The 25510-nt window shown below is 56.8% G+C and carries 18 protein-coding genes; 2 read left to right on the top strand and 16 right to left on the bottom strand.

Translation table 11 applies throughout. The features are described from left to right. Positions 1 to 81: 81 nt before the first annotated feature. The 10 genes from I6L49_RS01030 to I6L49_RS01075 all read right to left on the bottom strand — a co-directional run bounded on the left by I6L49_RS01030 (position 82) and on the right by I6L49_RS01075 (position 13329). Positions 82 to 573: an NUDIX hydrolase gene (locus I6L49_RS01030; RefSeq protein ID WP_216951562.1), complete on the bottom strand. Its 492-nt coding sequence runs from the start codon at positions 571 to 573 to the stop codon at positions 82 to 84. After that, entirely contained in the window at positions 573 to 1496 is a 924-nt protein-coding gene (gene rluE, locus I6L49_RS01035) for a 23S rRNA pseudouridine(2457) synthase RluE (RefSeq protein WP_216950389.1), read from the bottom strand. The genes I6L49_RS01030 and rluE overlap by 1 nt, the downstream gene beginning before the upstream one ends. 104 nt (positions 1497 to 1600) lie before the next feature. Next, positions 1601 to 2368, bottom strand: a complete 768-nt coding sequence (locus I6L49_RS01040; protein ID WP_216950390.1) for a PTS sugar transporter subunit IIA — start codon at positions 2366 to 2368, stop codon at positions 1601 to 1603. After that, positions 2368 to 2673: a PTS fructose transporter subunit IIB gene (locus I6L49_RS01045; RefSeq protein ID WP_005334611.1), complete on the bottom strand. Its 306-nt coding sequence runs from the start codon at positions 2671 to 2673 to the stop codon at positions 2368 to 2370. The genes I6L49_RS01040 and I6L49_RS01045 overlap by 1 nt, the downstream gene beginning before the upstream one ends. Before the next feature lie 219 nt (positions 2674 to 2892). Next, positions 2893 to 4299 (bottom strand): hexose-6-phosphate:phosphate antiporter, encoded by a 1407-nt coding sequence (gene uhpT / locus I6L49_RS01050; RefSeq protein WP_005334609.1) that lies wholly within the window; start codon positions 4297 to 4299, stop codon positions 2893 to 2895. A gap of 558 nt (positions 4300 to 4857) precedes the next feature. Next, positions 4858 to 6768, bottom strand: coding sequence for a fructose-specific PTS transporter subunit EIIC (locus I6L49_RS01055; RefSeq protein WP_216950391.1), 1911 nt, complete (start codon positions 6766 to 6768; stop codon positions 4858 to 4860). A gap of 689 nt (positions 6769 to 7457) precedes the next feature. Continuing rightward, a complete protein-coding gene (locus I6L49_RS01060) occupies positions 7458 to 9614 on the bottom strand; it encodes a DEAD/DEAH box helicase (RefSeq protein WP_139433776.1) in 2157 nt (718 codons plus the stop codon). Further along, entirely contained in the window at positions 9577 to 11313 is a 1737-nt protein-coding gene (locus tag I6L49_RS01065; protein WP_216950392.1) for a dsDNA nuclease domain-containing protein, read from the bottom strand. The genes I6L49_RS01060 and I6L49_RS01065 overlap by 38 nt, the downstream gene beginning before the upstream one ends. Before the next feature lie 430 nt (positions 11314 to 11743). Then, positions 11744 to 12007, bottom strand: a complete 264-nt coding sequence (locus I6L49_RS01070) for a hypothetical protein (protein WP_216950393.1) — start codon at positions 12005 to 12007, stop codon at positions 11744 to 11746. 284 nt (positions 12008 to 12291) lie between these two features. Next, positions 12292 to 13329 carry a Mal regulon transcriptional regulator MalI gene (locus I6L49_RS01075; protein ID WP_216950394.1) on the bottom strand — a complete coding sequence of 346 codons (1038 nt, stop codon included), beginning with the start codon at positions 13327 to 13329 and terminating at the stop codon, positions 12292 to 12294. A gap of 280 nt (positions 13330 to 13609) precedes the next feature. Here I6L49_RS01075 and malX point away from each other — a divergent pair, with 280 nt between their 5' ends. After that, a complete protein-coding gene (malX, locus tag I6L49_RS01080) occupies positions 13610 to 15181 on the top strand; it encodes a maltose/glucose-specific PTS transporter subunit IIBC (RefSeq protein ID WP_216950395.1) in 1572 nt (523 codons plus the stop codon). Between the two features lie 87 nt (positions 15182 to 15268). Then, complete coding sequence (locus I6L49_RS01085) at positions 15269 to 16504, top strand: MalY/PatB family protein (RefSeq protein ID WP_216950396.1); 1236 nt, start codon at positions 15269 to 15271, stop codon at positions 16502 to 16504. A gap of 9 nt (positions 16505 to 16513) precedes the next feature. Here the strand turns inward: I6L49_RS01085 and I6L49_RS01090 are convergent, their stop codons facing one another. From I6L49_RS01090 to I6L49_RS01115, 6 genes are all read right to left on the bottom strand, one after another. Next, positions 16514 to 17095: a hypothetical protein gene (locus I6L49_RS01090; RefSeq protein WP_216950397.1), complete on the bottom strand. Its 582-nt coding sequence runs from the start codon at positions 17093 to 17095 to the stop codon at positions 16514 to 16516. 342 nt (positions 17096 to 17437) lie between these two features. Beyond that, the gene (gene ruvC, locus I6L49_RS01095) at positions 17438 to 17959 is read right to left on the bottom strand and encodes a crossover junction endodeoxyribonuclease RuvC (RefSeq protein WP_005334512.1); all 522 of its coding nucleotides are present in this window, start codon (positions 17957 to 17959) and stop codon (positions 17438 to 17440) included. Between the two features lie 115 nt (positions 17960 to 18074). Continuing rightward, positions 18075 to 19124 (bottom strand): efflux RND transporter periplasmic adaptor subunit, encoded by a 1050-nt coding sequence (locus I6L49_RS01100; protein WP_120415680.1) that lies wholly within the window; start codon positions 19122 to 19124, stop codon positions 18075 to 18077. A 15-nt stretch (positions 19125 to 19139) separates the two neighbouring features. Continuing rightward, positions 19140 to 22202 (bottom strand): efflux RND transporter permease subunit, encoded by a 3063-nt coding sequence (locus I6L49_RS01105; RefSeq protein ID WP_216950398.1) that lies wholly within the window; start codon positions 22200 to 22202, stop codon positions 19140 to 19142. A gap of 167 nt (positions 22203 to 22369) precedes the next feature. Continuing rightward, a complete protein-coding gene (locus I6L49_RS01110) occupies positions 22370 to 24709 on the bottom strand; it encodes an acyl-CoA dehydrogenase (protein ID WP_216950399.1) in 2340 nt (779 codons plus the stop codon). A 48-nt stretch (positions 24710 to 24757) separates the two neighbouring features. Next, positions 24758 to 25411 carry a TetR/AcrR family transcriptional regulator gene (locus I6L49_RS01115; protein WP_005334507.1) on the bottom strand — a complete coding sequence of 218 codons (654 nt, stop codon included), beginning with the start codon at positions 25409 to 25411 and terminating at the stop codon, positions 24758 to 24760. Positions 25412 to 25510: the final 99 nt, after the last annotated feature.

A 25510-nucleotide genomic window follows, 5' to 3' on the forward strand; every position in this document is an offset into this window, starting at 1 on the left:
CAGTTCCCATCAGGAGCCTGATAGCAGGAAATCGTTTTTCTGTTGTTGGCCTTTGTCGCCGAAAAAGAGTGTCAAATGGCCTCAGATAAAGGCCTTGAGTGCCGACAGCGGCAGCCGTGTCCCCGCCAGATAATCCTGAATGCACTGCCACACCAGGGGGCTGCGTAGGGCCGGTTTGCACTCGGCAATCTCTTCCAGAGTGAGCCAGTGGCAAGCCAGCACATCGCCGTCAGGATCCTCTGGATGGTGATGACCCGGCGCTTTTTCAAGGTCGAAGATGATGGCGGTGCGCACATAGGTGGCTTCGCTGTCGGCCGGTTTGAACAGATAGGTACCAAGCCAGGCGGTCGGCGCGGCGGTCAGACCCGTCTCCTCTTTCAGCTCGCGGCAGGCGGCGGTGAGCAGATCTTCACCGGCCTCTACATGGCCGGCGGGCTGGTTGAAGCGGCGCTGGCCTTTTATCTCCTCTTCCACCACCAGAAAGCGCCCCTGCCACTGCACCAGGGCGGCGACCGTCAGGCGCGCTTCCATGCGGGCGTGGCTGGTGGCCGATTGCTCTGCCTGATTGCTCATCATGACTCCTTGTCGCTGCTATTTGGATTGCCCGCACGGGCGGGTCTGCGTGCCGTTCCTCGCCCGCTGCTGCGGGGTTTGCCGCTGGTCGGGTTTGAAGTTGAACGCTCGGTTGGGTGAGTGCTGCGGGGGCGCTCGTCCCGTCTCGGCTGGCTGGCTCGCCGTGGCGCCTCCCCTGCCGGTTTGGCCGGTTTGGCGGTATGAGCGCCTGAACGGGATGAGGAGGGTCGCGGGCGGCCGGTGGAGAGCTGCGCCAACTCGGGAGTGGGCAGGCTGCGGCTCTCGCCGGGTGCCAGTCCATCCAGGGTCCAGTCACCGATGGCGTAGCGAATAAGGCGCAGGGTGGGGTGGCCGATATGGGCTGTCATCCGCCGTACCTGCCGGTTGCGCCCCTCGATGATCTTGATCTCCAGCCAGCTGGTGGGGATCTCCTTGCGCTCGCGGATCGGCGGATTGCGCGGCCACACCGCAGGTTCATCCATGATACGCGCCCCGGCGGGCAGGGTCATGCCGTCATTGAGCTCCACACCGGCGCGCAGGGCGGCCAGTTTCTCTTCGCTGGGGATGCCTTCCACCTGCACCCAGTAGGTCTTGGGGGTCTTCTCCCCCGGCTGGGTGAGGCGTGCCTGCAGCTTGCCGTCGTTGGTGAGCAGCAACAGTCCCTCGCTGTCGCGATCGAGCCGCCCTGCGGCATAGATGCCGGGCTCGCTGATGTAATCCTTGAGGGTCTCGCGGCCCGCCTCGTCGGTGAACTGGCAGAGCACCATGTAGGGCTTGTTCAGCAGGAGCAATTTGCGATCCTCTGGGGCCAGCTCCGGTTTGCGGGGGGATGCATGGCGGGGTGCGGCTGGTTTGGCCGCCGTGCGCGGGGCGTTATCGCGCGGCGCGCGGTTGACAGAGAGACGGGAGCGGGGAGATTTCATCGGATACACACTTCAGACAGACGATGGCAGCGAGTGTACCACAGGGTGCTGAGGGCAGGATGAATGGCTGGCGTTACAGCAAGCAGCGCCCAGAGCCAATTCGCCTAGCTCAGCAGGCTCTCGATGACGATAGCCTGACGGGCGGGGGCCGAGCCCGCCAACAGCAGGGCGTGGCTGACCACATCGTCGATCATCGCCTGCGCCAGTCGGGTGAGGGGGCGCAGGGTCTCCCGTCCGCTACCAACCGGCACCGCCAGCAGAATAACGGTCTGCACCGGCCCGATTTGAGAGCCCCACTCGATGGGCTCCTTGCAATTGAGCAGGGTCAGCGCTGGCTGGCTGATCCCTTCGCTCAATACATGAGGCATGGCAAGGCCGGGGCGGATGATGGTGGCCGAGACCTGCTCGCGCCGCTCCACCGCGGCGGTCAGTGTGGCGCGGTCGGTGACCAGCTCGGCGGGCAGCAGATCGATCAGATGCTCGAGTGCTTCGGCTTTTGTCAGCGGTTCGGTGCTATGGGCCAGTTGGCGCTGGGCAAAATGGTAGTCGGGCAGGGCGTTGGCCAGTCGCAACTCCGCCAGCGCGGCGGTGCGCGGGCGCACCAGCGGTTGACCCAGTTCGCCGCACCAGCAGGTGAAGGCCATGTGGGCGAGCTCGGCATCGCACCCTTCAATCTGCAACTGGCAGAGATCGCCGGGCTGGGTGGCGAGGGTCAACAGGGAGAGCTGGTTGCTGGCGGCAACGGTCTGACGCCGGGTAAGGTTGGCGCAGCGGATGGTGGATTTGAACATCCCCGCCAGCCGGTTCAACTGCTTGGCCTGGGTGATGCTCAACCCCTGCTGGCAGTAGAAGGTGATTTCGCGGGTCAGCATCAGGCCGGGATCGGCAGGGCCTTGAGTACGGCGTTGGCATCCAGCAGCACGGTTTCCAGTCTCACCTGATGGATGGTGCAGCCGAGGAAGCGCTCTTTCTGCTCAATCTCGATATCGGAGGCAATCAACACCAGGTCGGCACTGGCAATATCGCGGGCGGTCAGCATGTTCTCCATGCCCATGGCGCCCTGAGTCTCGACCTTGATCTTGAGTCCCAGCCCAGTGGCGGCTTTTTGCAGGGCATCGGCAGCCATATAGGTATGGGCAATACCGGTCGGGCAAGCGGTGACGGCGACGATCTTCATCTGCTCTCTGTGATGCTGACAAGGGGGAGCAACAAGATAGCGCCAGCGGGGGGCTTTTACCAAAAGTCCATATGAAAAGTGGGATCTTGATGGGGATATGCCCGTCCCTTGAACGGCAGTGCAGGCTCATGCCGGGCCAGTCGGGTGTCTGGTTGCTCCAAACAACAAGGGCCACCCCTGTGGGTGGCCCTGAACAATCTGCGTCTGTTGTTATGGCTATCAGGCGGTCTGGGCAGCCAGCTCGGCGGCTTTCAGTTCGCGCTTGATGCGGCGGATCTTGCGCTCTTCGGCGACTGCGACACAACCCATCAGTACCAGACAGGCGGCGGCTGCGATATCGAGAGCGGCGAAGGTGCCAGTCCAGCCGGTCAGGCCAAAGATGGGGGTGCCATCAGCGATCATGCCCAGACCCAGTTTGGCGAAGCTGTCACCAATCAGGTAAGCAAAGGTGCCCTTGACGCCATCGGCCACGCTGATGCCCTGCTTGGGGACGAAGCCCACGGCGGCGACGCCGATCAGCAACTGCGGACCAAACACCAGGAAGCCCAGGGTGAACAGGGAGCCCAGGAACATAAACTGGGTGGTCGCATGCTGGTAGAGACCCAGGGTCGCGATGATCAGCGCCAGCGCCACGCAAGCCACCAGACCACGACGGCCATTGGCCAGGTCGGAGAGGTAACCCCACATCAGGGTGCCGACCAGTGCGCCCACTTCGAAGAAGGTAAAGCCCTGAATAGCCACGTCTTTGGAGAAGCCCAGCTCCTGGTGGGCATAGACGGTGGACCACTGGTCGATACCGATACGCACCACGTAGAGGAAGATGTTGGCAAAGCAGAGCAGCCAGATCACCTTGTTCAGCAGCACGTACTTCACGAAGATCTGCCACTTGGTCAGCTTCTGCTCCTCGGTGGCGATATCTTCTTCGCTCGCTACTTCGTCAAACAGCTCTTCAACCTTGCCAAGGCCGTAGGCTTCCGGCGAATCGCTACCAAAGCGCAGGCCGATAAAGCCGACGATCAGCGCGATGATGGAAGGGAAGATAAACATGCCGAGCACGTTGCCATCAAACAGGTAGTTGGCACCGAACAGCGCCACACCGGCCGCACCGGCACCGCCCACATTGTGGGAGAGGTTCCACATACCCAGATAGGTGCCGCGCTTGTTGCGAGGGGTCCACTTGGTGATGGTGGAGTAGCTGCACGAACCACCACAGCTCTGGAAGAAACCGCTCAGCGCATAGAAGAAGATCATGAAGTAGAGGCTGAAACCGGTGCCACCCATGCTGGCACTGAAGCCCAGCATGCACAGCGCGGAGAGGATCAGCATCAGCGGCAGGAACTGCTTGGTGTTCTTGCCATCGGCGTAGTAGGAGACGATGGTCTTGCCAACCCCGTAGGTGATGGAGAAGCCAAGGCCGATCATGCCAAGCTCGGTCATGGAGAGACCGTACTCCTGGATCATGTCATTTTGCGCAATGTTGAAGTTCTTGCGGATCAGATACATGGTCAAATAGCCAATAAATACAACCAGATAAGATTGCATAAACGGCTTGAACCAGAGCTTGCGCCGGGCTTCGACCGGCAGGTCGAGGGTGGGGACCCGGACCTGTTGGAGCAATTTCAACATCTTCGTTCATCCTCTGCGAGATAGACGGTATTTCCGCCGCGCCCCTCATTTGTAGATAGGTTGTTCGAGGTCACGCCACGGAAGGGGGAACGGAACGTCGGGGCTGTCAGCCGTTGCTGCGCTCGACGCTCCATCCATATAAACCCGGGCCCGGCACGGGATGACGGGGCACATTGCCCGTCGCGGTGCGGGTCACGACATCAGGTGAGGTGACTCTAATAAGAGGGGCAAAAAATGGCTTGAGAGCCATCCCTAGTGGGGCTAGGAAATTTTCCTAGTTTTTGCGCTTTCGCGGACAAAGCGTGAGAAACATCACACCGCTGACGCCAGATTGCTGCCATTTCAGCCAGTTTGGCGCTCTGTGTGAGTGCTGGGCTGAATAGGCCAGAAGGGAGCCAGGGAAAGGTAAGGGGAAAAGTGAAGGGAGAGGGCTGATTGACCACCAATTTTAAGGTGGCGATATTGGGAAATACGGCCCGCCAGCCATCCCAAAAAACAAGAGGCCACCCCGTGGGGTGGCCTCTTTTATGCTCGACGAGCCGCGATGGCGGGGGGCACTTAGGCCGCCTTGGCCAAAGTTACCTCGTCACTCTTTTTTACCCGCAGCTTTTTCAGGGCAACCGCCACCACGCCGGTCACGATGGCGCCGCAGATCATGCAGAGCAGGGCCAGCAGCGGCTTGTTGACCGCACCCAGCAGGGCCACGATGGGGCCACCGTGGGCAACGCTGTTGGTGATGCCCAGCAGGAAGGCCATCACGGCGGCGGTCATGCTGCCCAGAATGTTGGCCGGGATAACGGCCAGCGGGTCACGGGCGGCGAACGGAATCGCCCCTTCGGAGATACCCACCAGACCCATGGCACCGGCGGCTTTGCCCGCTTCGATCTCGGACTCGTCAAAGATGCCGAGCTTGCGACCGAGTACGGTAGCCAGCGACATGCCAAGGGGCGCAGCCGGGATGGCGCAGGCCATGGCACCCATGAACTGGGTCTGACCGGAGGCGATCATGCCAACGGAGAAGAGGAAGGCCACCTTGTTGACCGGGCCACCCATATCAAAGCCGGCCATGCCACCCAGCACGATACCCAGCAGCACCAGACTGCCACCACTCATGGAGAGCAGCATGGCGTTGAGGCCGGTCATCATGTCCGCAATCGGGGCGCCGATGATGAAGATAAAGACCGCCGCGATAAAGAGCGACCCGACGATGGGGGCGATCAGGATCGGCACCAGCGGTTGCACCATCTTGTGGTACTGGCGGGTGGCAATCCAGCGCACCAGATAGCCGACCAACAGGCCCGCGATGATGGCACCGATAAAGCCGGTACCGGCATCAGCGCCGTAGAAGCTGCCGTTGTTGGCGATCCAGCCGCCGATAAAGCCCGGGGCCAGAGCCGGACGGTCACCGATGGCGTAGGCGATATAGCCCGCCAGAATGGGGATCATCAGGGTGAAGGCGGCCACGCCCACGTTGAGGATCTGGTTCCACATGCTCCCTTCCGGGATCTGCATGCCGCTCGGGGTCGGGTTGCCGCCGATGGCCAGTGACAGGGCGATAAGCAGACCACCGGTCACCACGAACGGGATCATGTGCGATACGCCGTTCATCAGGTAGCGATAGAGATCCGAGCTGCCGCCGCTGGCGCGCTTCTCGTCACCCTTTTTCTCATCCTTGTCCGCCACATAGGCAGGGGCTTTCAGTGCCTGCTCAATCAGACCCTTGCCATCCTTGATGGGGGCTTTTACGCCGGTCTTGATGAGGGGCTTGCCAGCAAAGCGGGCCATGTCCACCTGCTTGTCGCAGGCCACCACGATGGCGGTGGCGCGGGCGATCTCGTCTGCGGTCGGGCTGTTCTTGACGCCGATGGAGCCGTTGGTCTCCACCTTCACCTCATAACCCAGCTCCTTGGCGGCGCGCTCCAGCGACTCGGCCGCCAGATAGGTGTGGGCGATACCGGCCGGGCAGCCGGTGACACCGATGATCAGCCCCTTGTTGGCCGCAGGTGCGGCTGCCGCTTCCTCTTTCTTGGCCAGCAGCAGCGCCAGCGCATCGGCCGGGGTTTTAGCTGCCAGCAGGGCATCGATAAAGCCCTCTTCAATCAGCTTGGCGGAGAGCTCGGCCAGCACCTCGATATGGTGGTTGGCGCCACCGGCCGGGGAGGCAATCATGAAGAACAGTTTGGACGGCTTGCCATCTTCGGCGCCGTAGTCGATGCCGTTGCGGCTGATGCCGATGGCGACGGCCGGGGTGCTGACCGCCGCACTCTTGGCGTGGGGCAGGGCAACACCCTCTTCAAAGCCGGTGTTGTCCAGCTCTTCACGGGCCCACAGATCCTTGACGAACTGCTGCTCGTCGCTGACCTTGCCTTGCGCGACCAGCAGGCGGGCCATCTCGGTGAAGACCTCTTCCTTACGTGTCGCTTTCAAATCGAGATTGATCAGATGTTCATTGATCAAGGTGGTTATCATGGCGCTCTCCCCGCTCCGTTGCCGGAGCCTGTTGGCATGCCGCCCTTGCAGGCCGGCATGCAGACAAAATTGACCCGACTATTATCGCTCCGGGGGAGAGGTCACCCTATCGGACAAATGTGCGAATCACTGGATTTTTGTGCGGCATCGCCTTGAGTGTGACCCTGATCGCAAAGCTGAATAGCGGCTGAAATGGGGGCGGATTGAATCACCCATATTTTTATTGATGATTAAAATCAAATTGTTGTGTTTGTTCGTGGTTCAGCGTCTTGGCCGTGTGGTGAGTTTTTACTCAGCGGATGGGAGCACTCTTTCTATAAATTTGTGAGGTGAAAAACGGCAGCGGGATGTGAGCCAACGCACAGAAATGGCTCCGCTGGCGGGAAGCGAGGGGCGGCGTGAGCAGAACAAACTGGATAAATGGGTTGCACCATCGGTGTCAGACAGCTCACCACAACGGGCGAATGAAACCACAGCCATGAGGGCACCGTAGGGTGCAATGAACAAAGTGAATTGCACCGCCTGTTTGGGCAGGGAGGGTGGTAGCAAGAGAGGGGATGGCTGAAAAGATAGAGGTGATAACGCGAACGTCCGAATACGCTCCGCTATTCGAACCTACGGGCAGCATCCAGTAGCAACCCACCAAAACTGTGAGTCGCTACTGAATATACGAAGCCAAACATGTGAGATTAATTGAGTGCTTGCTGAATAAAAAGATGCTCTGTTCTGCTAAGGTTTTTTAATTTTGACTGATAGAGTCTATAGTATCTGCATAACGTATCAATATTTACATCTATTAAGCGTTCCGTAATGACTTTTTCTAAAGTTTCTATAGGGACTCCCATTTCTTCTAGTGCAGAGAAAGATGGTGATAAATGGCTATTTTCAAAAATATGGATAATATACCCAAGGTCGATTTCATATTGTACATCTAATTTTGACAGTCTGTAATTTAACAGTTCCTCGAAGAGCAATAATGATCTTGTTACTGAATGTTTAAATATATTTCTTACTATCTTTAGTTCTAGGTCTGTCGCATCTGAGCGAGATTTGGCATCAGAGTGTAAACTGTATATAAAACTAAGCCTATCCTTTATATATGAACTGTGGCTTTCAGCATAGATATACCACGCGAGACGATTTTGAAGGTCATCATTATCATAGAAGTGAAGATTTACCTTACGGAGTGAGCCATTTTCTACAGTCTTGATAAATGTGGAAATGATTTTCAATTGCTCTTTTCTTGGTTTAGCTAATCTAGCAAACCTAAATATTTCTATTAGTGTTAGCTCATTTATGAATTCATTAGCTTCCAGAATTATTTCCACTCCGTATGATGAGTGTCTTTTTATAATTTCTATAGGTATGTCAGTTGAAAACGAAAATGAACTTAAGCTTTTGCTGCTCTGTTCAGATAGATGTGATGGCTGGATCCCTGCTAATAAATTAATTGGTGAGTGGAGATTTTGTTGGCCAAGTGGAATATCAACCACTTGGGCTTCTTTTTCCGGTATTGCCTCTAGGCAGAAAACATTACCTATAAGATATTGATTCATTCTACCTGCACGACCAGAGATATTTTTATGTGTAAAGCCGTCGATAGATGGAACACCTTTTCGGTTATCATAAATTATGATGTTTTTCGCTGAAGTATTGACCCCTTCAATCATTGTTGAAGTACAAAGAAGGAGCTTTATTTGCTTTGTATTAAACAGTTCAATGTTTTTTTGTTGTATTGCTCTGGGAAGTGCACCATGATGTATTCCAATTCCATTTGATATAGCTTTAGTGCAAGTCCAATCAATACCATAGCAGCTACTTAACCATTCGTGATACTCTTCAAGTGCTTCACTTTTATTTATGTTTGTTAGAGAGGCATCTATAATATGTTGATACACCTGTGATATGGATGCAGCTGATTTACAGTAAATAATAGTTTGGTCTTTATTTTGTTTTAAAATAGCGGTGAGCTGTTCGTTCTTTCTAACTAAATCAGTGGCAGCTATATCATATTTATAGATGTTTAAAGCTACAGTGTTAAATTCTGAAGGTATAAATGTATAGTTGCTTTTTAAATTCTCCATTCCACGAATAGCGTCAATGTATGGCCCAATCATATAAAATTGTTTAGATATCGTCATTAATTTGCTTAGCGCAATATTCAATGAGATTACTCGCGATGGTTCATCATTGTTATATGCTAACTTATAAAATTCATCAATAATAAAAATATCGATTTTTCGTAAATCATCTCTTTCATTGACTCTCTCCTGAGTCAATATATATATCGCTTTATCTTTGTGTTTAACTTGGGAGTTATGATAAATAATTTGATATTGACTTCCAAATCGATTTTTTATTCTTCGTCTTGTTTCATCAATCAGCGCTATCGTTGGAACTACAATCACAATCTGTGAGAATTTATTTTCGGCAATCAAGGCATCTACAATTGCACTTTTCCCCATACTAGTAGGTGCACTTAGCACAATGTTATGCCCTGACATTAATAGTTTGAAAATTTTTGCCTGCATTGAATGAAAAATGAAGCTTTCATCAAAATTACTTTTATAGATATCTAGGAGAAGGTTTATATCAGGGCTTTCTACATTGAGATACTTTTTTATATATGGATACAGACCAGATTTCCTTAATAGAATCTGGAGTAATTCTCTTTGTTTTTCGAATAGTGATATTTGGTCAAGTGCTCGGATAAGAAACTCTCGCCCTAACGAATTTAAATTAGGTGATGATAAACAATAATTGGCTTTTTTAAGGTATGAGAATGGAGTGGATTGACCATTTAAAATATCAGTTAGATATTGCTGAGGGTTCGGTTCTAATTCCATGTTTATAGCCTTGTTCTTTAAATGAACTTATAAGAGATGTTAATGATGGAATAGGGTACAGATAGACTTCAATATGAAGATCTTTATAGAAATCATTCTCAGAGATAAGTTGAGTGATGAGAGATTTAAATTTATAGATAACATCATCCTTTAGTTTATCTAAATAATCGTCAACCATATCCATTATATTACAGCTAAGTAAAGCTGATTCATATCCAATAAAAAATGAAAATATAAACCTATCAATATAATCATCTAAAGATTTATTAGGTTCAAGAACTTCATCTATATCATGTTCAAGTAGGTAATTGTCATCTTTGATTGCTAATATCTTCTCTTTGCAGTCAGTAAAAGATTCAGACTCAAGTAGTTTTTGAAATTTTGAAATGATTTTGTTCAATGAATCATGAAAATCGGAGTCAAGTAATTCACTAAAACCCATTATGAGTTTGTCGTTTGTGTGATCTTGAAGAAGAATATGAATATTATCAAAACAAGTGTTAGCGCTGTCGTTAATGTATAGTTCTGCAGCTATCGGTTGTGATCTATATCCAGTTCTAATTGTTGAGTGCAATAAAGATTGAGATATTAGTCTGTTCGTGAAAGAGATGTTTTTATTATATCTTTCGGCAAAGGATTTTATTTTGTTTGTAATGTTTTCTGGCGCATGATCGGCAATTTCCTCTGGCATCAAGAGAACTTCTGGTAACCATTTGTATAGATTTTTCGTGATTGTATCATAATTATATTTTCTTTGATGATATGTACCATGAAGACCTGTACATGATTTATTGCCAGAAAATTGATATAGATTATCTTGTTTAATGAAAGATGAGAGGATGGCTTGTAATTTATTGGTGTTAGCGGTATAAACTTTTATATGTTTATTACCTTGAGTCGCATAATACTCAATTTCTTCATTAAACCATTTAATAAAATCTTTTCTATGATAGGATTTATCTTTAATGGAATGAATGACTCTTGATGCTGCCCCCTTATCGGTAACATTGGTTAATAGGGAGCAAAGAATCCTCTCGGGATCATTATTTGCAATTAAAAAAACACCTTTTTTTTGTGCTGATTCAAGAATCTTTTTTGCACACAATAACTGGAGGTGTTCCTTGTTGGGGATTATTGTCCATTCAGCATGGTCTAGCCAATAGGCTACATCATTTCCATTTGGGGATGTGAATGATGGTTTATTTTTCCTATTTCGATTAACCGCACTGTCTAATCTTTTTAGAATAAATGGCCTCTCTTGTGATTTTTCATGCCTGTCAGCCAAGGGAGTTTTAAGATAGCGAAGTGAGTCAGTAATATCTCTGGGTGTTAGTATTCTGAAAAATCCTTCAAGAATATCTTTATCACATTTCATCGATTTATGAAGAATAGAGTCTTCTTGACTGACAACTTGTTCTACTCGTTGCCTACCTGTGGGAGGAACTTTTTTTGTTGTTGCTTCAGCAAATTCCTTAACGTCCCATTTTGAGTCGCCATCAGTGGTTTTTACTTGAACATATTCAATTTTGTTTTCGTATAACAGATCAATATCATCAACGACTTCGAAACGCACAGATATTAAGGACTTGTCTTGAAGCATGCTTAGTACAAAGTATGCTGCCGCATAATTTTGATATGTAAAACCTTTAAGTGCTGCGACACCGCCACTATCGGATTGCTCCATAACTGTTTGGTTCATCTTTCATCCGGTATATTATTGGGAATAGCAGAAGTTTTATGAAATTATCAAAGGGTAATAAGTTGTTTATGACAGCCTATTAAAATGGAGTCTTGGACAAAATTAGGTGCTTACGATGCGGCTATGGAAGTCTTGCGTATCTTCAGTGGCCCTAGCCAGCCCAAACCCCACGCTACCGCCCGTGGATTACAGCCTCCAGCCTGCTGCGGTTATCCGACGATGTGATGGATGGCGAAACGGCTGCACAGGGTTATCTCTGCAAGAGTGGTTGCCAAGTGGGGCATATTAATCGAGAGAGGGGCAGGGTAAAACCGCAGTCGGGCAAAAACCTGCCAGAGATCAATAAATTGCTCATTAAGCGGGTGTTATCTGTCCGCTTGGCGCTGTGAGCGCAAGCTGAGCTTCACCTCTTGCCGGGTACTACCGCCACTCAATACTCCAGAAACTTCTTCCCGCACCGCTCGCAAATTAGATGTTTTACATGGGGGGTCTGGTAGGCCAGTGTTTCACCAAACGCCCAGTTGGTGATGCTGCTGGAAGTAAAGGCTTGCCAGAAGGCTTTGCGCGGATCCTTGGGCATGATGTCCTGGCTGTGATCGCGGGCGACCAGCACCACGATATGGCGGGTACGCTCCCTGCATTTGTCACAGCGATGGATTTCACTCGGCGGGTTCTGGTCGTGCGGGTGGCTCATAAATGGGCTCGTGAAGTGAGGCAGGCGCCTATCATATTCCTCTCCACTTGGCTCTCAACCTCCCCTTGCCGGCGCAGTGAGCGGCCTCACGTTTTGCGCTGCTGCAGGCTTGCCCAGCCAGCTCAGGCCGACTCCCGCTTCTGCGGTTTGCTGGTGAGCGGTGATGATATGGCGGGTGGGGCGAGCTCGGGCGCCCAGCCAGCTCAGGCTGATGCCCGCTTCTGCGGTTTGCTGGTGAGCGGTGATGATATGGCGGGTGGGGCGAGCTCGGGCGCCCAGCCAGTTCAGGCCGACTCCCGCTTTTGTAGATTGGGGGTGATGATATGGCGGTTGGGGGCGAGCTCGGGTTGCTGCATCCGGGTCAGCAGTCGCCTTGCCGCCTGACGGCCGATTTCGCGGGCCGGTGAGCTGACGAAGGTGAGGGCGGGGGAAGTGAGTTCGGCCTCCGCCACATCGTCAAAGCCGAGCAGGGCCACCTGCTGGCCGATGTAGTTGTCTTTGCCCACGGTGCGGCCGCTCGCCTCGACTCCATAGATGGCGCCGAGCGCCACCTCGGGGTAGTGGCAGAGCACGGCGGTCACCTTGGGGTGCTGGTGCAGCAGCTGGGCGATGGTGTCGGCGGCGCTGCGCTGGGTGCGCTCGCACTCCAGTACCCACTCCGGTTTGAAGGGCAGGCCATATTGCAGCAGGCTGGCGCAGTAGCCGCCGATGCGCTCGGCGCGGGTGAGGGAGTCGGCCCGCCCGCCGACATAGGCGATATGGCGGTGGCCCTGTTCGATAAGGTAGGTGGTGGCCTGCTTGGCGGCGTGGGTGTTGTCGGGGCCGATAAAGTCCACATCATCCCGATAGTAGGAGCGGGCGGCGCACACCACCGGCAGCTCGGAGTCGATCAGGGTCTCCAGGGTTTTGGCCGCCGCGCCGCGCACCGGATTGAAGATGATGCCCGCCACCCCCTGCCGTGACAGGGAGTGGATGCTCTGCTGCAGCCGCTCCGGGCTGTGGCCGCACTGGGTCAGAAACAGCAGATAGCCCTGCTGCTCCAGCACCTCGCTCACCCCGGCGGTCACCTCGGTATAGAAGGGGTCGGTGATGTCGCGCAGGATCAGCCCCACCAGATTGGACTGCTGGCTGCGCAGGTTGGCGGCGGCGCTGTTGGGCACGTAGTCGAGCTCTTTTATCGCCTGCTGCACCCGCTCGGCGGTGGCCGGGGAGATGCGCCCCTTGCCGTTGAGCACCATGGAGACGGTGGTGACCGACACTCCCGCCCGCTGGGCGACATCGGTGATCTTGGCGGCTTTGGCAGAGAGGGATTTGGGCGACATAGGACGAATGGACAACGGACAGTTGAAAGCGAGGCCCCAGCATACCTGCTCATATGCCCAAGTGAAACGTTACATCACCATCTGGCCGATCCGGCTCACAAATTTGGATCCTGCTGCCAGTCAGCCCCCTTATTCTGTGATCCTGTCGGCACTTGTAAATTGATAAAACGTTTTATCATCCGGCAAAACCTGATGCTGACCCGCGCCTCTCGTCGAAATTGCTACGAGCAGCCACGGGGAAAGCCGCAGATATTGCTGTCTATTCACAAGGAGCCGTTTCATGGCCAAGCCTCAAGCCAAATCCACCATCTGGGAGTTCCTGCAGAGCCTCGGCAAGACCTTTATGTTGCCGGTCGCCCTGCTGGCCTTCTCGGGCATCCTGCTCGGTGTCGGCAGCTCGCTCACCAGCGATGCGGTCAAGCAGAGCATGCCCTTCCTCGACAATACCGTGCTGCAACTGCTTTTCCTCTGGATGACCAAGGTGGGGCTGGTGGCCTTTATCTATCTGCCGGTGATGTTTGCGGTGGCCATTCCGCTCGGGCTGGCGCGGGAAGAGAAGGGGGTCGCAGCCTTTGCCGGTTTTGTCGGCTATGCGGCGCTCAACCTCTCCATCAACTTCTACCTCACCGTGGCCAACGTCATCGGTGACGGGGCGGCGGAGAAGGCCTACGGGGTGAAATCGATCCTCGGTATCAGCTCCATCGACACCGGGATTCTGGGGGCCATCATCGTCGGGGTGATCGTCGCGAAGCTCCACGCCCGTTTCTACACCTACAAGATGCCCGATGCGCTCGCCTTCTTCGGCGGTGCCCGCTTCGTGCCCATCATCACCGCGCTGGTGCTGGGTGTGGTCGGCTTGGTCGTGCCGTTCGTCTGGCCCTGGTTTGCTGCCGGTATCAACGGCATCGGGGCGCTCATCTCCCACGCCGGTCCCTTCGGCCCCTTCCTGTTCGGTACCGGTGAGCGTCTGCTGCTGCCGCTCGGCCTGCACCACATTCTGGTGGCGCTGATCCGCTTTACCGAAGCGGGCGGCACGTCGCTGGTGTGCGGCAACGAGGTGAGCGGCGCGCTCAACATCTTCTACGCCGAGCTCTCCTGCGCCGACACTTCCGGCTTCTCGGTCTCTGCCACCTCCTTCCTCTCTCAGGGCAAGATGCCTGCCTTCCTCGGCGGCCTGCCGGGTGCGGCGCTCGCCATGTATCACTGCGCCCGTCTGGAAAATCGCGGCAAGATCAAGGCGCTGCTGGTCTCTGGCGTGGTGGCCTGCGTCATCGGTGGTATCACAGAGCCGCTGGAGTTCCTGTTCCTGTTCGTGGCGCCGGTACTCTACGTCATCCACGCCATCCTGACGGGCCTGGGCTTTATGACCATGGGGCTGCTTGGCGTCACCATCGGCAACACTGACGGCAACCTGATCGATTTTCTGGTGTTCGGCGTGCTGCAGGGCACCGCCACCAAGTGGTATCTGGTGCCGGTCGCGGCTGCCATCTGGTTTGCCATCTACTACAGCGTGTTCCGCTTCGCCATCGTGCGCTTTAACCTGAAAACCCCCGGTCGTGAAATCGAGACCAGCGAGACTGCCCAGCCTGCAGGCAAGAAGGCCGGCAACAGCGGTTACAACGGTGAAATCATCCTCAACGCCTTGGGCGGCGCCGATAACATTCTGGCGCTCGATAACTGCATCACCCGCCTGCGGATGTCGGTGCAGGACATGAGCCGGGTCGATGACAAGGTATTGAAAGCAAACGGCGCCATCGGGGTGATCAAGCTCGACGAGCACAACCTGCAGGTGGTGATCGGCCCGCAGGTGCATCTGGTGAAAAACCAGCTGCAGAGCCTGATGGGGGCCTGAAGCGGCTAATAAGAACCGAACGGGGGGCGCAAGCCCCCCTTGTTTGCCTCTCCCAATATGTCTCCTGTTTATGGAGGGAGAAACTTCATGCACGATATTTATGACTTCGACCGCGTGGTCGACCGCCACGGCACCTACTGCACTCAGTGGGACTATGTAGCCGACCGTTTTGGCCATGCCGATCTGCTCCCCTTTACCATCTCCGATATGGATTTCGAGACTGCCCCCTGCATTCGCCAGACCCTGGCTGCCCGCCTTGAGCACGGGGTATTTGGCTACAGCCGCTGGAATCACGATGACTTTAAAGGGGCTGTGAGCGACTGGTTTGCCCACCGCTACGGGGCGAGCCTCGACCCCGAGACGCTGGTTTACGGCCCCTCGGTCATCTATGTGATTGCCCAGCTGGTGAGCCTCTGGTCGGCGCCGGGGGAGGGGGTGCTGGTGCACACCCCCGCCTACGACGCCTTCGGCAATATGCTGGTCGCCAACGATCGGGTGCTGCTGCCTTGTCCGCTCAAAAAATCAGAGGGGAGCTACCAGATCGACTGGGCCTGCTTCGAGCAGCAAGCCGCTCGCCCCGATTGCCGGATTTTGCTGCTCTGCAGCCCCCACAACCCCACCGGCCGAGTCTGGACTCGGGATGAACTCGGCCGGATGGCCACTATCTGCCAGCGCCACGGGGTCAGGGTGATCTCGGATGACATCCATATGGATGTGAGCTTTGCCCGCTACCTGCCGTGGAGCGAGGTGGCACCGGACGATCACTGGGCGCTGGTGAGCTCGGGCTCCAAATCCTTCAATATTCCCGCCCTTGGCGGCGCCTACGCCTTTATCGCCAACGCAGCGGCGCGGACCGCCTATCTGCAACGGCTCAAGGCGGCCCATGGCCTCTCATCACCGCCCATTCTCGGGGTGCTGGCCCATATCAGCGCCTATCGGGATGGGGCAGCCTGGCTAGATGCCCTGAAAGCCTACCTGCACTGCAACCTCGCCCATGTGGCGACGCGGCTTAACGCCGCCTTCCCCGCCATCGACTATCGGGTGCCCGAGGGAACCTATCTCGCCTGGATTGATCTGCGCGGTCTTGGTATCGACACCACCGAACGGATGAATGAATTGCAAACCTTGCTGGTGGAGAAATACCGGGTCGCCATCATGCGCGGCGACACCTACGGCCCGGAAGGCACAGGCTATATTCGCCTCAACGTCGGCTGCCCGCGCTCCAAGGTCGATCAAGGACTCGACGCCCTGATCGGCGCACTCGGGGGGGGGGGGTTAACACAGTGCCCCTTGCCAATGCTGGCAAGGGGCGCTGAACCATAAGATACCTGTTTACATACAGCGAACGGCTTTCTGCTGTGCGATGATATAGTCTCCCAGCGAGGCGTAACCATCCACCCCCTGCGGGGCTGCGCCTGGGTTATGGCGCAGATTATCTTGGTAGGCTGTCAGCGCTTGAGCCAAGGATGAACAGGTACTTTTTTGATCCTGCAGTTCCTGATAGACAGAGGCTTTTAGTAGCTGCACATTGCTCAGCTTGTCGTAAGCGGTTGTTGTATTTAGCTGAGTGGCGGCCTGCTCCAGATATGCTGCTGCCTTGATTGTCCTGTTTTGCAGGTTGACTGTCTGATCTATAAATCCTTGTTCTTTATAGTGTTCTGCCCAAGTAGAACCAACGGAAGAAGATAGGAGTAGCAGGGCATATTCTCTATCTGCCATGGCATGGCAAACCGCGTCTTCCTTGCAAAGGTTTCTGGCTTCGACGATAAGTTTTTCTGCAGCGGTTGCCCGCCCATGTTCAATCAGCACATCTGCTTGGGCCAGATTTTGCCAAGGGTCGTTGCTTTTTACGACGCCAGCAGCAGAACAACCACATAGCAGAAGGGCGATAGCGGAAAGTCCGATTTTTTCCATATCTAATTCTTCCTTGGCGTGATTCACATCAGTTTGTAACTCGAGGTTGTATTGTTTGCGGCCACGACTAATTGAAAGCAAGTATCTATTGCCAAGAGTGTGATTTATAAGCCTCTTTGGCGTTGTGTCTGATGGCAATACGGTACGGGTTTACGATGATAATCGAGTTGCTCGTCACGTCTGCACACGTGTCGCTCGATTGCAACTTTTGATGGAGCTGGCGTGCATGACCTTGCTCTCCGGATTGCTCTCTATTCCGCGCCCAAAACAAAACCGCCCCGGAGAGCCGGGGCGGTTTTTTTATTTAGCGATACCGAGATGAGTCGTGGGCGACATAAGGGCTCAGCGATAGCGGCCACGTACCGAGCTGCTGGCGCGGCCGGCCATCTTGATCAGGCTCTGGCGGGTGTGCAGGTGGCAGAGCGCGACGCCGAGGGCATCTGCTGCATCCGCCTGCGGGGTGGCGGAGAGTTTCAGCAGATGGGTCACCATATGCTGCACCTGCTCCTTGGCGGCGCCGCCGGTGCCCACCACTGCCTGCTTGATCTGGGTGGCAGAGTATTCGCTCACCGGTAGATAGGCGTTGACTGCGGCAACGATGGCGCTGCCCCGGGCCTGCCCCAGTTTCAGGGCCGAGTCGGCGTTGCGGGCCATAAAGACCCGCTCGATGGCAAACTCGGTGGGCTTGAACTGGGTGATGATCTCGCATACCCCGTCATAAACCTGCTTGAGGCGCTCCGGCAGCTCGCCGCAATCGGTGCGGATGCAGCCAGAGCCAAGGTATTCGGCCTTGCCGCCCACGACCCGGATAACCCCGTATCCGGTGATCCGCGAACCCGGATCGATGCCCAAAATAATGCTCATGGGTGTTGATTGCTCTAAACGCGAGTGATGGCCGCCAAGATAGCAAACTGTGGCCCGTTTGGCTGTATGTCCCGGGTCAAGCGGGCAAAGATTGGCCAGCCTGCGTCGGGCGTGGCTACCCCTTGAACAATTCTATGGTGTCGCCATCCTGCAGGCTGCCCGCGCCGCGCACCACCACCCTATCCCCCTGCTTGAGGGCGCCGCTCACCGCCACCTGCTGGCTGTCGCCAAACAGCACGGTGACCGGCACCCGATTCACCTTGAGCGCCTTGCCGCTTCGCGCCACCTGATAGACCACGCTGCCATCGGTGCCGAGCACCAGAGCGTCACGGGGCAGCAGCATGCTCTGCTGATCCCCCAGTGGCAGGGCAACCCGCACCGGCGAGCCGATGATGAAGGTGCCCGCTTCCGGTTTGAGGCGCAGCTCGATCAGGCGCGACTTGGGGTCGGCGCTGGCGGCTCGCTGGTAATAGACGCCGTGACCGCTCAGCTGCTCCCCCTCCACCCGCAGCCGGGTTTGCGGTGCCAGCTGCTGGGCCCAGAGAATGGGGGCCTGCAGGCGGATATCCGGCTGATCCGGGTTGACCAGCTCCAGCGCCTGCTCGCCCGCGTCCACATGCTCGCCGGGCTGGATGAAGTGGTTGTTCACCACCCCGTCGAACGGGGCATAGATGTGGCTGCGGCGCAGCTGCTCTTCAATCTGGTTTACCTGTATGGCGGCCAGTCGCTCGGCCAGCGCGGCCTGCTCCACATCGTAGCTGGCCTTGTCGTACTGGCTCTGGGAGGCGCTCTTTTGCTGGTGCAGTCGGGTGATCCGTTGGGATTCGGCGCGGGCGAAGCGCAAGTTGCTCTGCCATTTCGCCTGCTCGGCGCGAGCTTGCTCCAGCGAGAGGCGCAGTGCCGCGCTGTCGAGGCGCAGTAGCTCATCCCCTTTTTTGACCCGGCTGCCAAATTCGGCGATCCACTCCACTCGGCCGCTCACTTCGGCGCTGAGTGCCGCCTGCTGGCGACTCGCCACCGTGCCGCTGACCCAGATATTGGCGGCCGCATCCCCTTGGGTCACATCCGCCAGGGTTACCATCTTGCCCTGATCGGCCAATACCGGTAGCGCACTGCCTGCAATCAGCACCGCGCCAGCCAACATTCGGGTAATCATATGTGTCATCGATGAGCTCCTTGCTCAGGCCCGCTGGCGCAGGGGTTGTGGGATCGCCACCTGCTCCCCGAGACGCAGGAAGGCAGGCAACAGGATCAGGGTAAACAGGGTGCTGCAGCTCATGCCGCCGACAATGACGGTGGCGAGCCCGCGGTAAATTTCGCTCCCTTCGCTCGGGCTCAGCATCAGCGGTAGCATGCCGAAGATGCTGGTGAGACTGGTCATGGCGATGGGACGCATCCGGCTTTGCAGGGCATCGGCCACCGCCAGCTGGCGGCTCATGCCGTCCCGCTCGGCGGTGCGGGTCTGATGCACCAACAGGATGGCGTTGTTGACCACCAGTCCCAGCAGGATGACAAAGCCGATGATGGTGAGCAGGTCCATCGGCAGCGGCACCAGCAGCCCGCTCAGTTGCAGCGCCAGCACGCCGCCAACCGAGGCAAGGGGCAGGGTGAGCAGCACCAGCAGGGCATCCTTGATGGAGGCAAACACCCCCCACAGCAGCACCAGCAGGATCACCACGGCGAACAGGAAGATGGTCCCCAGATTGTCGAGCGCCTGTTGCAGGCTGTCGGCATTGCCGGCAATGCGCAGCTCGCCACCAGCGGGCAGCAGGGGGCGGATGGCGGCAAAACTGCGGTTTTTCAGGGTGTCGATCACCTGCTCCATGGTCATGCCCGCCGGAGGTGCTATCTGCAGGATGATGCTGCGACGCCCATCGGCCCGGAAGATACTGGCCGGGCCCATGTCGTGCTCCACCCGCAGCAGCTCGCCAAGGGGGACGATGCGCCCGGAGGGGGTGGCCAGCGGCACTGCCTTCAGTTCGTCCGGATTGGCGGAGCTCTGCCCCATCAGCATGATGTCGAGCCGATCCTCGCCGTCGAAATACTCGCCAACCCGCAAGCCGTCGCCAAAGGTCTGGATGATGGTGGGCAGGGGCGTGCGATCCCAACCCACTTCGGCGAGGCGCCGATCTTGCGGAACCAGTTTGAGCTCGGGGGCGGTGAAGTCGAGACTCGGCTCGGGCCGGATTTGTGCTCCCGGCAGGTCCTTGCTGAGGATCCCCATGCTGGCTCGGGCAGCCTGATAGAGCTCGGGCAGATTGCCCCCCTGCAGCAGCAGGGAGACGCCGTTCTCGCTGTCAAAGCCGCCAAACAGCGACCCCTGACCGCCGAACACCCGGGTGTCGGGAATACCCACCAGCAGCTGTTTCATCAACAGGCTCTCCAGCTCCTTGATGCGGGTCTCGTCCTTGGGGCGCACGCCAATCTGGGCGCCCCCCGGGTAGCGCAAGATGTAGTAGTTCTTGAGGGCAGGCTCTTTCTCCCCCTTCATGTAGGGGGAGAGGCGGGCGATCAGGGTATCGATCACCTCTTCGCGCTGGGCCTTGAGGTTGACCCCGGGGGTGAAGTTCATCCAGACATCCACCGCGTCCCGTTTCACGTCCGGCAAATAGTCCATCTTCGGCAGCAGCGCCCAGGTGGCCAGGGCCGGCAGACTCATCATCAGGGTGATGACCGTCCAGCGCTGGCGTGAGGTCGAGGTCCAGCGGATCACGTGACGGGTGGTGCGCTGCCACAGCGACTCATAGGGATCGGTCAGCGTTTCATGTCCCATCCAGCGCGCCGCCACCGCAGGCAGCACGGTGACGGCGACCAGCATGGAGACCGTCACGGCGCAGGCGATGGTGAGCGCCAGATCGGCAAACAGTTGACCCTCCACATCGTTGAGCAGCAGCACCGGCAGGAAGATGGCGACCGTGGTGAGGGTGGAGGCGACCAGCGCCGTCCACACCTGACGGGTGCCTTCAAGCGCTGCCTCCGCCTTGCTCAAATCCCCCCGCTCGTGGCGCCGGTAGATGCTCTCCAGCACCACGATGGCGGCGTCGAGCACCATGCCGACGGCAAAGGCGATGCCCGCCAGCGAGATGATATTGAGGGTGCGATCCATCACCTTGAGCAGACAGAAGGTGAGCATGATGCTGATGGGGATGGCGAGGGCAATCATCAGGGTCGCCTTGAGCTGGCGCAGGAAGAGCCAGAGGATGGCGCAAGAGAGCAGCACCCCGAGCCCCAGGTTGGCAGTGACCATGCTGACGGCGCGATTGATGTAGAGGGAGGCATCGAACGACTGCTCCATGTGCAGCCCGACCGGCTCCAGCACCTCGCGGTTGAGCTCGTTCACCCGAGCCTTGATCGCCTCAAGGGATGCCAGGGCATTGGCACCGCTCTCCTTGAAGATCTGGGCTGCGATGGCGGTATTGCCGTTCTGGATCCGCAGCACCGGGTTCTCTTCCCGGGCCACCCTTACCTCCGCCACATCCCGCAGATAGATGGGTAGGCCATTGCGCCAGTCCACCACCTTGTCCCCCAGCGTCTCGACATCGTAACGACCGGCGAAGCGCAGCTTGTACTCCCAGCGACCGATGTCTAGCGTACCGGCTGACACATCCCAGCCGGTGGTGGCCCGGCTGGCCAACACCGGGATCTCCACCCCCAGCTCGGCGGCGCGATAGGGGTCGAAGCGGATCTGGATCTGGCGCTCGTTGATCCCCTCGACTGCGACTGTCGAGACCCCTTCGATGCGCTCCAGCTCGGGTTTGACCCGCGCCTCGATCAACGCCTGATGATCATCGATCACCCCCTTGGCGCCGGGCAGCTGCTGGATGAAGAAGAAGGTAAGGGTATCGTTGCTGCTGTAGTTGTTGACGTAGGGGCCGCCAATCTTGTCCGGCAATCCCGAGACCCGGTTCAGTCGCGAAATCACATCGAGCTGGGCCCGCTGCATGTCGGTGCCGAGGGCAAACTCCATGTCGATTTCGGTAAAGCCGGGATAGCTGTTGCTGACAAGGCTCTTGAGCCCCTGAACCCCCTGCATCTCCTGCTCGATGGGGTCGGTGATCTCCGACTCCATCTCTTGCGGCGAGGCTGAACGCCAGCTCACCGAGATGTTAAGGTGTGGACGGTCGATGTCGGGGAACAGCTGGATCGGCAGTCCCCGGATGCTGAGCAGGCCCAGCAGGAAAATCAGCACGATCGAGACCGCCACCCAGATGGGGCGTTCGATCGCCGTTTTGGCGAGGTTCATTCACTCTTCCTGAGTTGTTGTTATCGGCCATTCCGCTGGCCTTGCTTCCAAAGTCCCTGCAACAGGGACTCAAGCATTTAACTGGAATTCTCCCGGCTTGTAAATGCATGGTTAACAAACAAAAAAACCGGCCACGAGGGCCGGTTTGGTACAGGTTTGCCAGGGGATCAGGCGGCGTGCTCGACCTTGTTTGGCTGTTTGTTTGGTTGCTGGGAGAAGCCTTCCAGCTCGCCCGGGGCGAAGTTGTCTACCTGAATCGCTTCGTAGCGCAGGGCATCTGCGGCCAGCAGTTTGTCCGCTTCGTCCTTGCTCAGGATGGAACCGGCCAGTGCGGCGGCAACCAGCTCCGGCAGCGCCAGTTTGCGGGGCAGTTTGCCCTCTTTCTGGGCCTGCACCAGCTTCTTCTCGTAGGGCTGCACGGCGACCATGGCCTGGAAGGCACGCTCCATCAGACCGACCGGATCCGCCTCGTCCTTGCCCACATAGCAGAGGGCGGTCAGACGGTCGCGGAACTCGCCCGGCTTCATCATGGCCAGACAGATGGCGTGGCAGCGATCGTCGGCCGGCATCTTGTAACCGACGCCGAACGGGAACACCACGCGCTTGAGTACGGCACCCACCACCTTGTTCGGGAAGTTCTGGAAGAAGCCCTCGAACGCCTTGCCAATCAGGTAGAGGTTGCGCTCCACCGCGTACTGCACGAACGGCAGATCGGAGACCATGCGGCCCTGATCCTCGTAATGCTTGAGGGTGGCGGAGGCCAGGTAGAGGTGGCTCAGCACGTCACCCAGACGGGCGGAGATCATCTCCTTGCGCTTGAGATCGCCACCCAGCATCAGCATGGAGACGTCGGCGCACAGGGCCAGCCCTTTACTCATGCGGGAGAGCTGCTTGTAGTAGCGGGCGGTTTCACCGGCCACCGGCGCGTTGTTGAACTGACCCAGGGTCAGCCCCTGGAACAGGGAACCGAAGAAGTTGCCGGCGCCAAAGGCGATGTGTTTCATCAGCAGGGCGTCAAACTTCTCGAGACCGCGTTCCACATCGGTATCGGCTGCCGCTTCCAGCTCGGCAAACACGTACGGGTGGCAGCGGGTAGCACCTTGCCCGAAGATCATCAGGTTGCGGGTCAGGATGTTGGCCCCTTCCACCGTGATGGCGACCGGAATCCCCATGTAGGCGTAGCCGGTGTAGTTTTTCGGGCCCAGCTGGATGGCTCGACCGGCGTGGATGTCCATGGAGTCATCCATGATCTGGCGCGCCATTTCGGTCATGTGGTACTTGGAAATCGCGGTGACGATGGCCGGTGCCTGACCCAAATCCAGCGAACCTGCGGTCATGCGACGGGCCCCTTCCAGCTGATAGGTGAGACCGCCGATGCGGGCTAGCGCTTCCTGCACCCCTTCAAACTTGCCGATGGACATGCCGAACTGTTTACGCACGTAGGAGTAGGCGCCCACGGTGCGGCTTGCCATGTGACCGCAAGCGGTGCCCAGCGCAGGCAGTGAGATGCCGCGACCGGCGGAGAGGCATTCGACCAGCATGCGCCAGCCGCGACCGGCGTAATCCGGGCCGCCGATGATCCAGTCGAGCGGAATGAACACATCCTTGCCGAAAGTCGGGCCGTTCATGAATGCCAGACCCATGGGGTAGTGGCGATCGCCGACGCGCACGCCGGGGTGGCTGGTGGGGATGAGTGCGCAGGTGATGCCGAGCTCCTCCTTGTCACCCAGCAGTTTTTCCGGGTCATAGAGTTTGAACGCCAGCCCCAGCACGGTGGCACGGGGCGCCAGGGTGATGTAGCGCTTGTTCCAGTTGAGGCGAATACCCAGCACCTCTTCACCCTTGTGCATCCCTTTGCAGACGATCCCCTTGTCAGGAATGGCGCCGGCATCGGAGCCCGCTTCCGGACCGGTCAGGGCGAAGCAGGGCACCTCTTTGCCACTGGCCAGCCCCGGCAGCCAGAAATCTTTCTGGGCCTGGGTGCCATAGTGCATCAGCAGCTCGCCCGGGCCGAGGGAGTTCGGCACCATGACGGTGACCGCCACGCTCAGGCTCTTGGTGGCGATGCGGGTGACGATGGTGGAGTTGGCAATCGCCGAGAACTCGCGGCCGCCATAGGATTTCGGGATGATCAGGGAGAAGAAGCCTTCCTTCTTCAGATAGTCCCACACCGGTTCCGGCAGGTCTTTGGTTTCGTTGACGATCTTGAAGTCATCGACCATGGCGAGCAGGGTTTCGACCTGATTGTCGATAAAGGCCTGCTCCTCTGCGGTCAGCTCGGCCTTGCCGTAGCCATGCAGTTTTTTCCAGTCGGGGTTTCCGCGAAACAACTCGCCATCCCACCAGACGGAGCCGGCCTCCATGGCCTCCCGCTCGGTAGCTGACAAGGGCGGCAGTATCTTTTTGAAGATGCCGAACACCGGACGGGTTACCACCTTTTTACGGATGGAGGGTACGCCGAGCACAACGGCTATCGCCAGCACCAGCAGGACAAGCAATGTGATCATACCGAAGTTCCTTCTATTTCACTGTTTCCGTTGATTTATTGTTGGTTGTTACACGGCCAGGGAGAGCCTGGTCGACTCCACGGGCGCCCCGACTCCGGACGCCAGATAAGGAATAACGTTGCGCACCAGCCCTTCCACATCGAGTTGCTGGCCAAAATCGGCCAGGGCGATGTCGCGCAGGGCATCGGCAGAGGCCATGGTGAATACGACGGTGCCCAGGGTGAAGTGCAGGCGCCAGAAGAGATCCGCTGGCGACAGGGCCGGATTGGCCTTGGAGATGGCCTGGGTGATCCGCTGCAAAATGGGGCCATAGTGGGCGGTGATAAAGCGGCGCAGGTGGCCCTGGCTGTCGATATAACCGCGCCCCAGCAGTTGCATGAAGATGGCCGGGCCGTTGGCCCGCACCGCCGATAGCTTCATCAGCGGCTCTACAAAGCTTTCAAAGAGTTGTAGCAGGGTCAGCTGCTCCTGCTCCATCAGTACCCGCAGGCGCGCATCCAGATCCGGCATAAACAGGCTCAGATAGCGGTCGAGTACCGCCTGGATCAGCTCCTTCTTGGAGCCGAAGTGATAGTTCACGGAAGCCAGATTGACGTCGGCCTCACTGGTGATCAGACGCAAAGAGGTATCGGCGAATCCCCGCTCGGCAAACAGCACTTCAGCGGCGTCGAGAATACGGTTTTTGGTATCGATTTTACTCACTGGACACCTCACTTAAACGAATGTTTAAAAAGTACGTTTCATAACGTGAAGTGTCAAGAGAATGTGAATGAGTGTTAGCGGAATGTTTTTCGATGAAAA

This window comes from Aeromonas sp. FDAARGOS 1419, from assembly GCF_019047045.1.
Taxonomy (GTDB): Bacteria; Pseudomonadota; Gammaproteobacteria; order Enterobacterales; family Aeromonadaceae; genus Aeromonas; species Aeromonas veronii.

Bases quoted from the DNA above. Each gene is read 5' to 3' on its own strand.
- I6L49_RS01030 (WP_216951562.1), bottom strand. From the start codon at position 573: ATGAGCAATCAGGCAGAGCAATCGGCCACCAGCCACGCCCGCATGGAA.
- rluE (WP_216950389.1), bottom strand. From the start codon at position 1,496: ATGAAATCTCCCCGCTCCCGTCTCTCTGTCAACCGCGCGCCGCGCGAT.
- I6L49_RS01040 (WP_216950390.1), bottom strand. From the start codon at position 2,368: ATGCTGACCCGCGAAATCACCTTCTACTGCCAGCAGGGGTTGAGCATC.
- I6L49_RS01045 (WP_005334611.1), bottom strand. From the start codon at position 2,673: ATGAAGATCGTCGCCGTCACCGCTTGCCCGACCGGTATTGCCCATACC.
- uhpT (WP_005334609.1), bottom strand. From the start codon at position 4,299: ATGTTGAAATTGCTCCAACAGGTCCGGGTCCCCACCCTCGACCTGCCG.
- I6L49_RS01055 (WP_216950391.1), bottom strand. From the start codon at position 6,768: ATGATAACCACCTTGATCAATGAACATCTGATCAATCTCGATTTGAAA.
- I6L49_RS01060 (WP_139433776.1), bottom strand. From the start codon at position 9,614: ATGGAATTAGAACCGAACCCTCAGCAATATCTAACTGATATTTTAAAT.
- I6L49_RS01065 (WP_216950392.1), bottom strand. From the start codon at position 11,313: ATGAACCAAACAGTTATGGAGCAATCCGATAGTGGCGGTGTCGCAGCA.
- I6L49_RS01070 (WP_216950393.1), bottom strand. From the start codon at position 12,007: ATGAGCCACCCGCACGACCAGAACCCGCCGAGTGAAATCCATCGCTGT.
- I6L49_RS01075 (WP_216950394.1), bottom strand. From the start codon at position 13,329: ATGTCGCCCAAATCCCTCTCTGCCAAAGCCGCCAAGATCACCGATGTC.
- malX (WP_216950395.1), top strand. From the start codon at position 13,610: ATGGCCAAGCCTCAAGCCAAATCCACCATCTGGGAGTTCCTGCAGAGC.
- I6L49_RS01085 (WP_216950396.1), top strand. From the start codon at position 15,269: ATGCACGATATTTATGACTTCGACCGCGTGGTCGACCGCCACGGCACC.
- I6L49_RS01090 (WP_216950397.1), bottom strand. From the start codon at position 17,095: ATGGAAAAAATCGGACTTTCCGCTATCGCCCTTCTGCTATGTGGTTGT.
- ruvC (WP_005334512.1), bottom strand. From the start codon at position 17,959: ATGAGCATTATTTTGGGCATCGATCCGGGTTCGCGGATCACCGGATAC.
- I6L49_RS01100 (WP_120415680.1), bottom strand. From the start codon at position 19,124: ATGACACATATGATTACCCGAATGTTGGCTGGCGCGGTGCTGATTGCA.
- I6L49_RS01105 (WP_216950398.1), bottom strand. From the start codon at position 22,202: ATGAACCTCGCCAAAACGGCGATCGAACGCCCCATCTGGGTGGCGGTC.
- I6L49_RS01110 (WP_216950399.1), bottom strand. From the start codon at position 24,709: ATGATCACATTGCTTGTCCTGCTGGTGCTGGCGATAGCCGTTGTGCTC.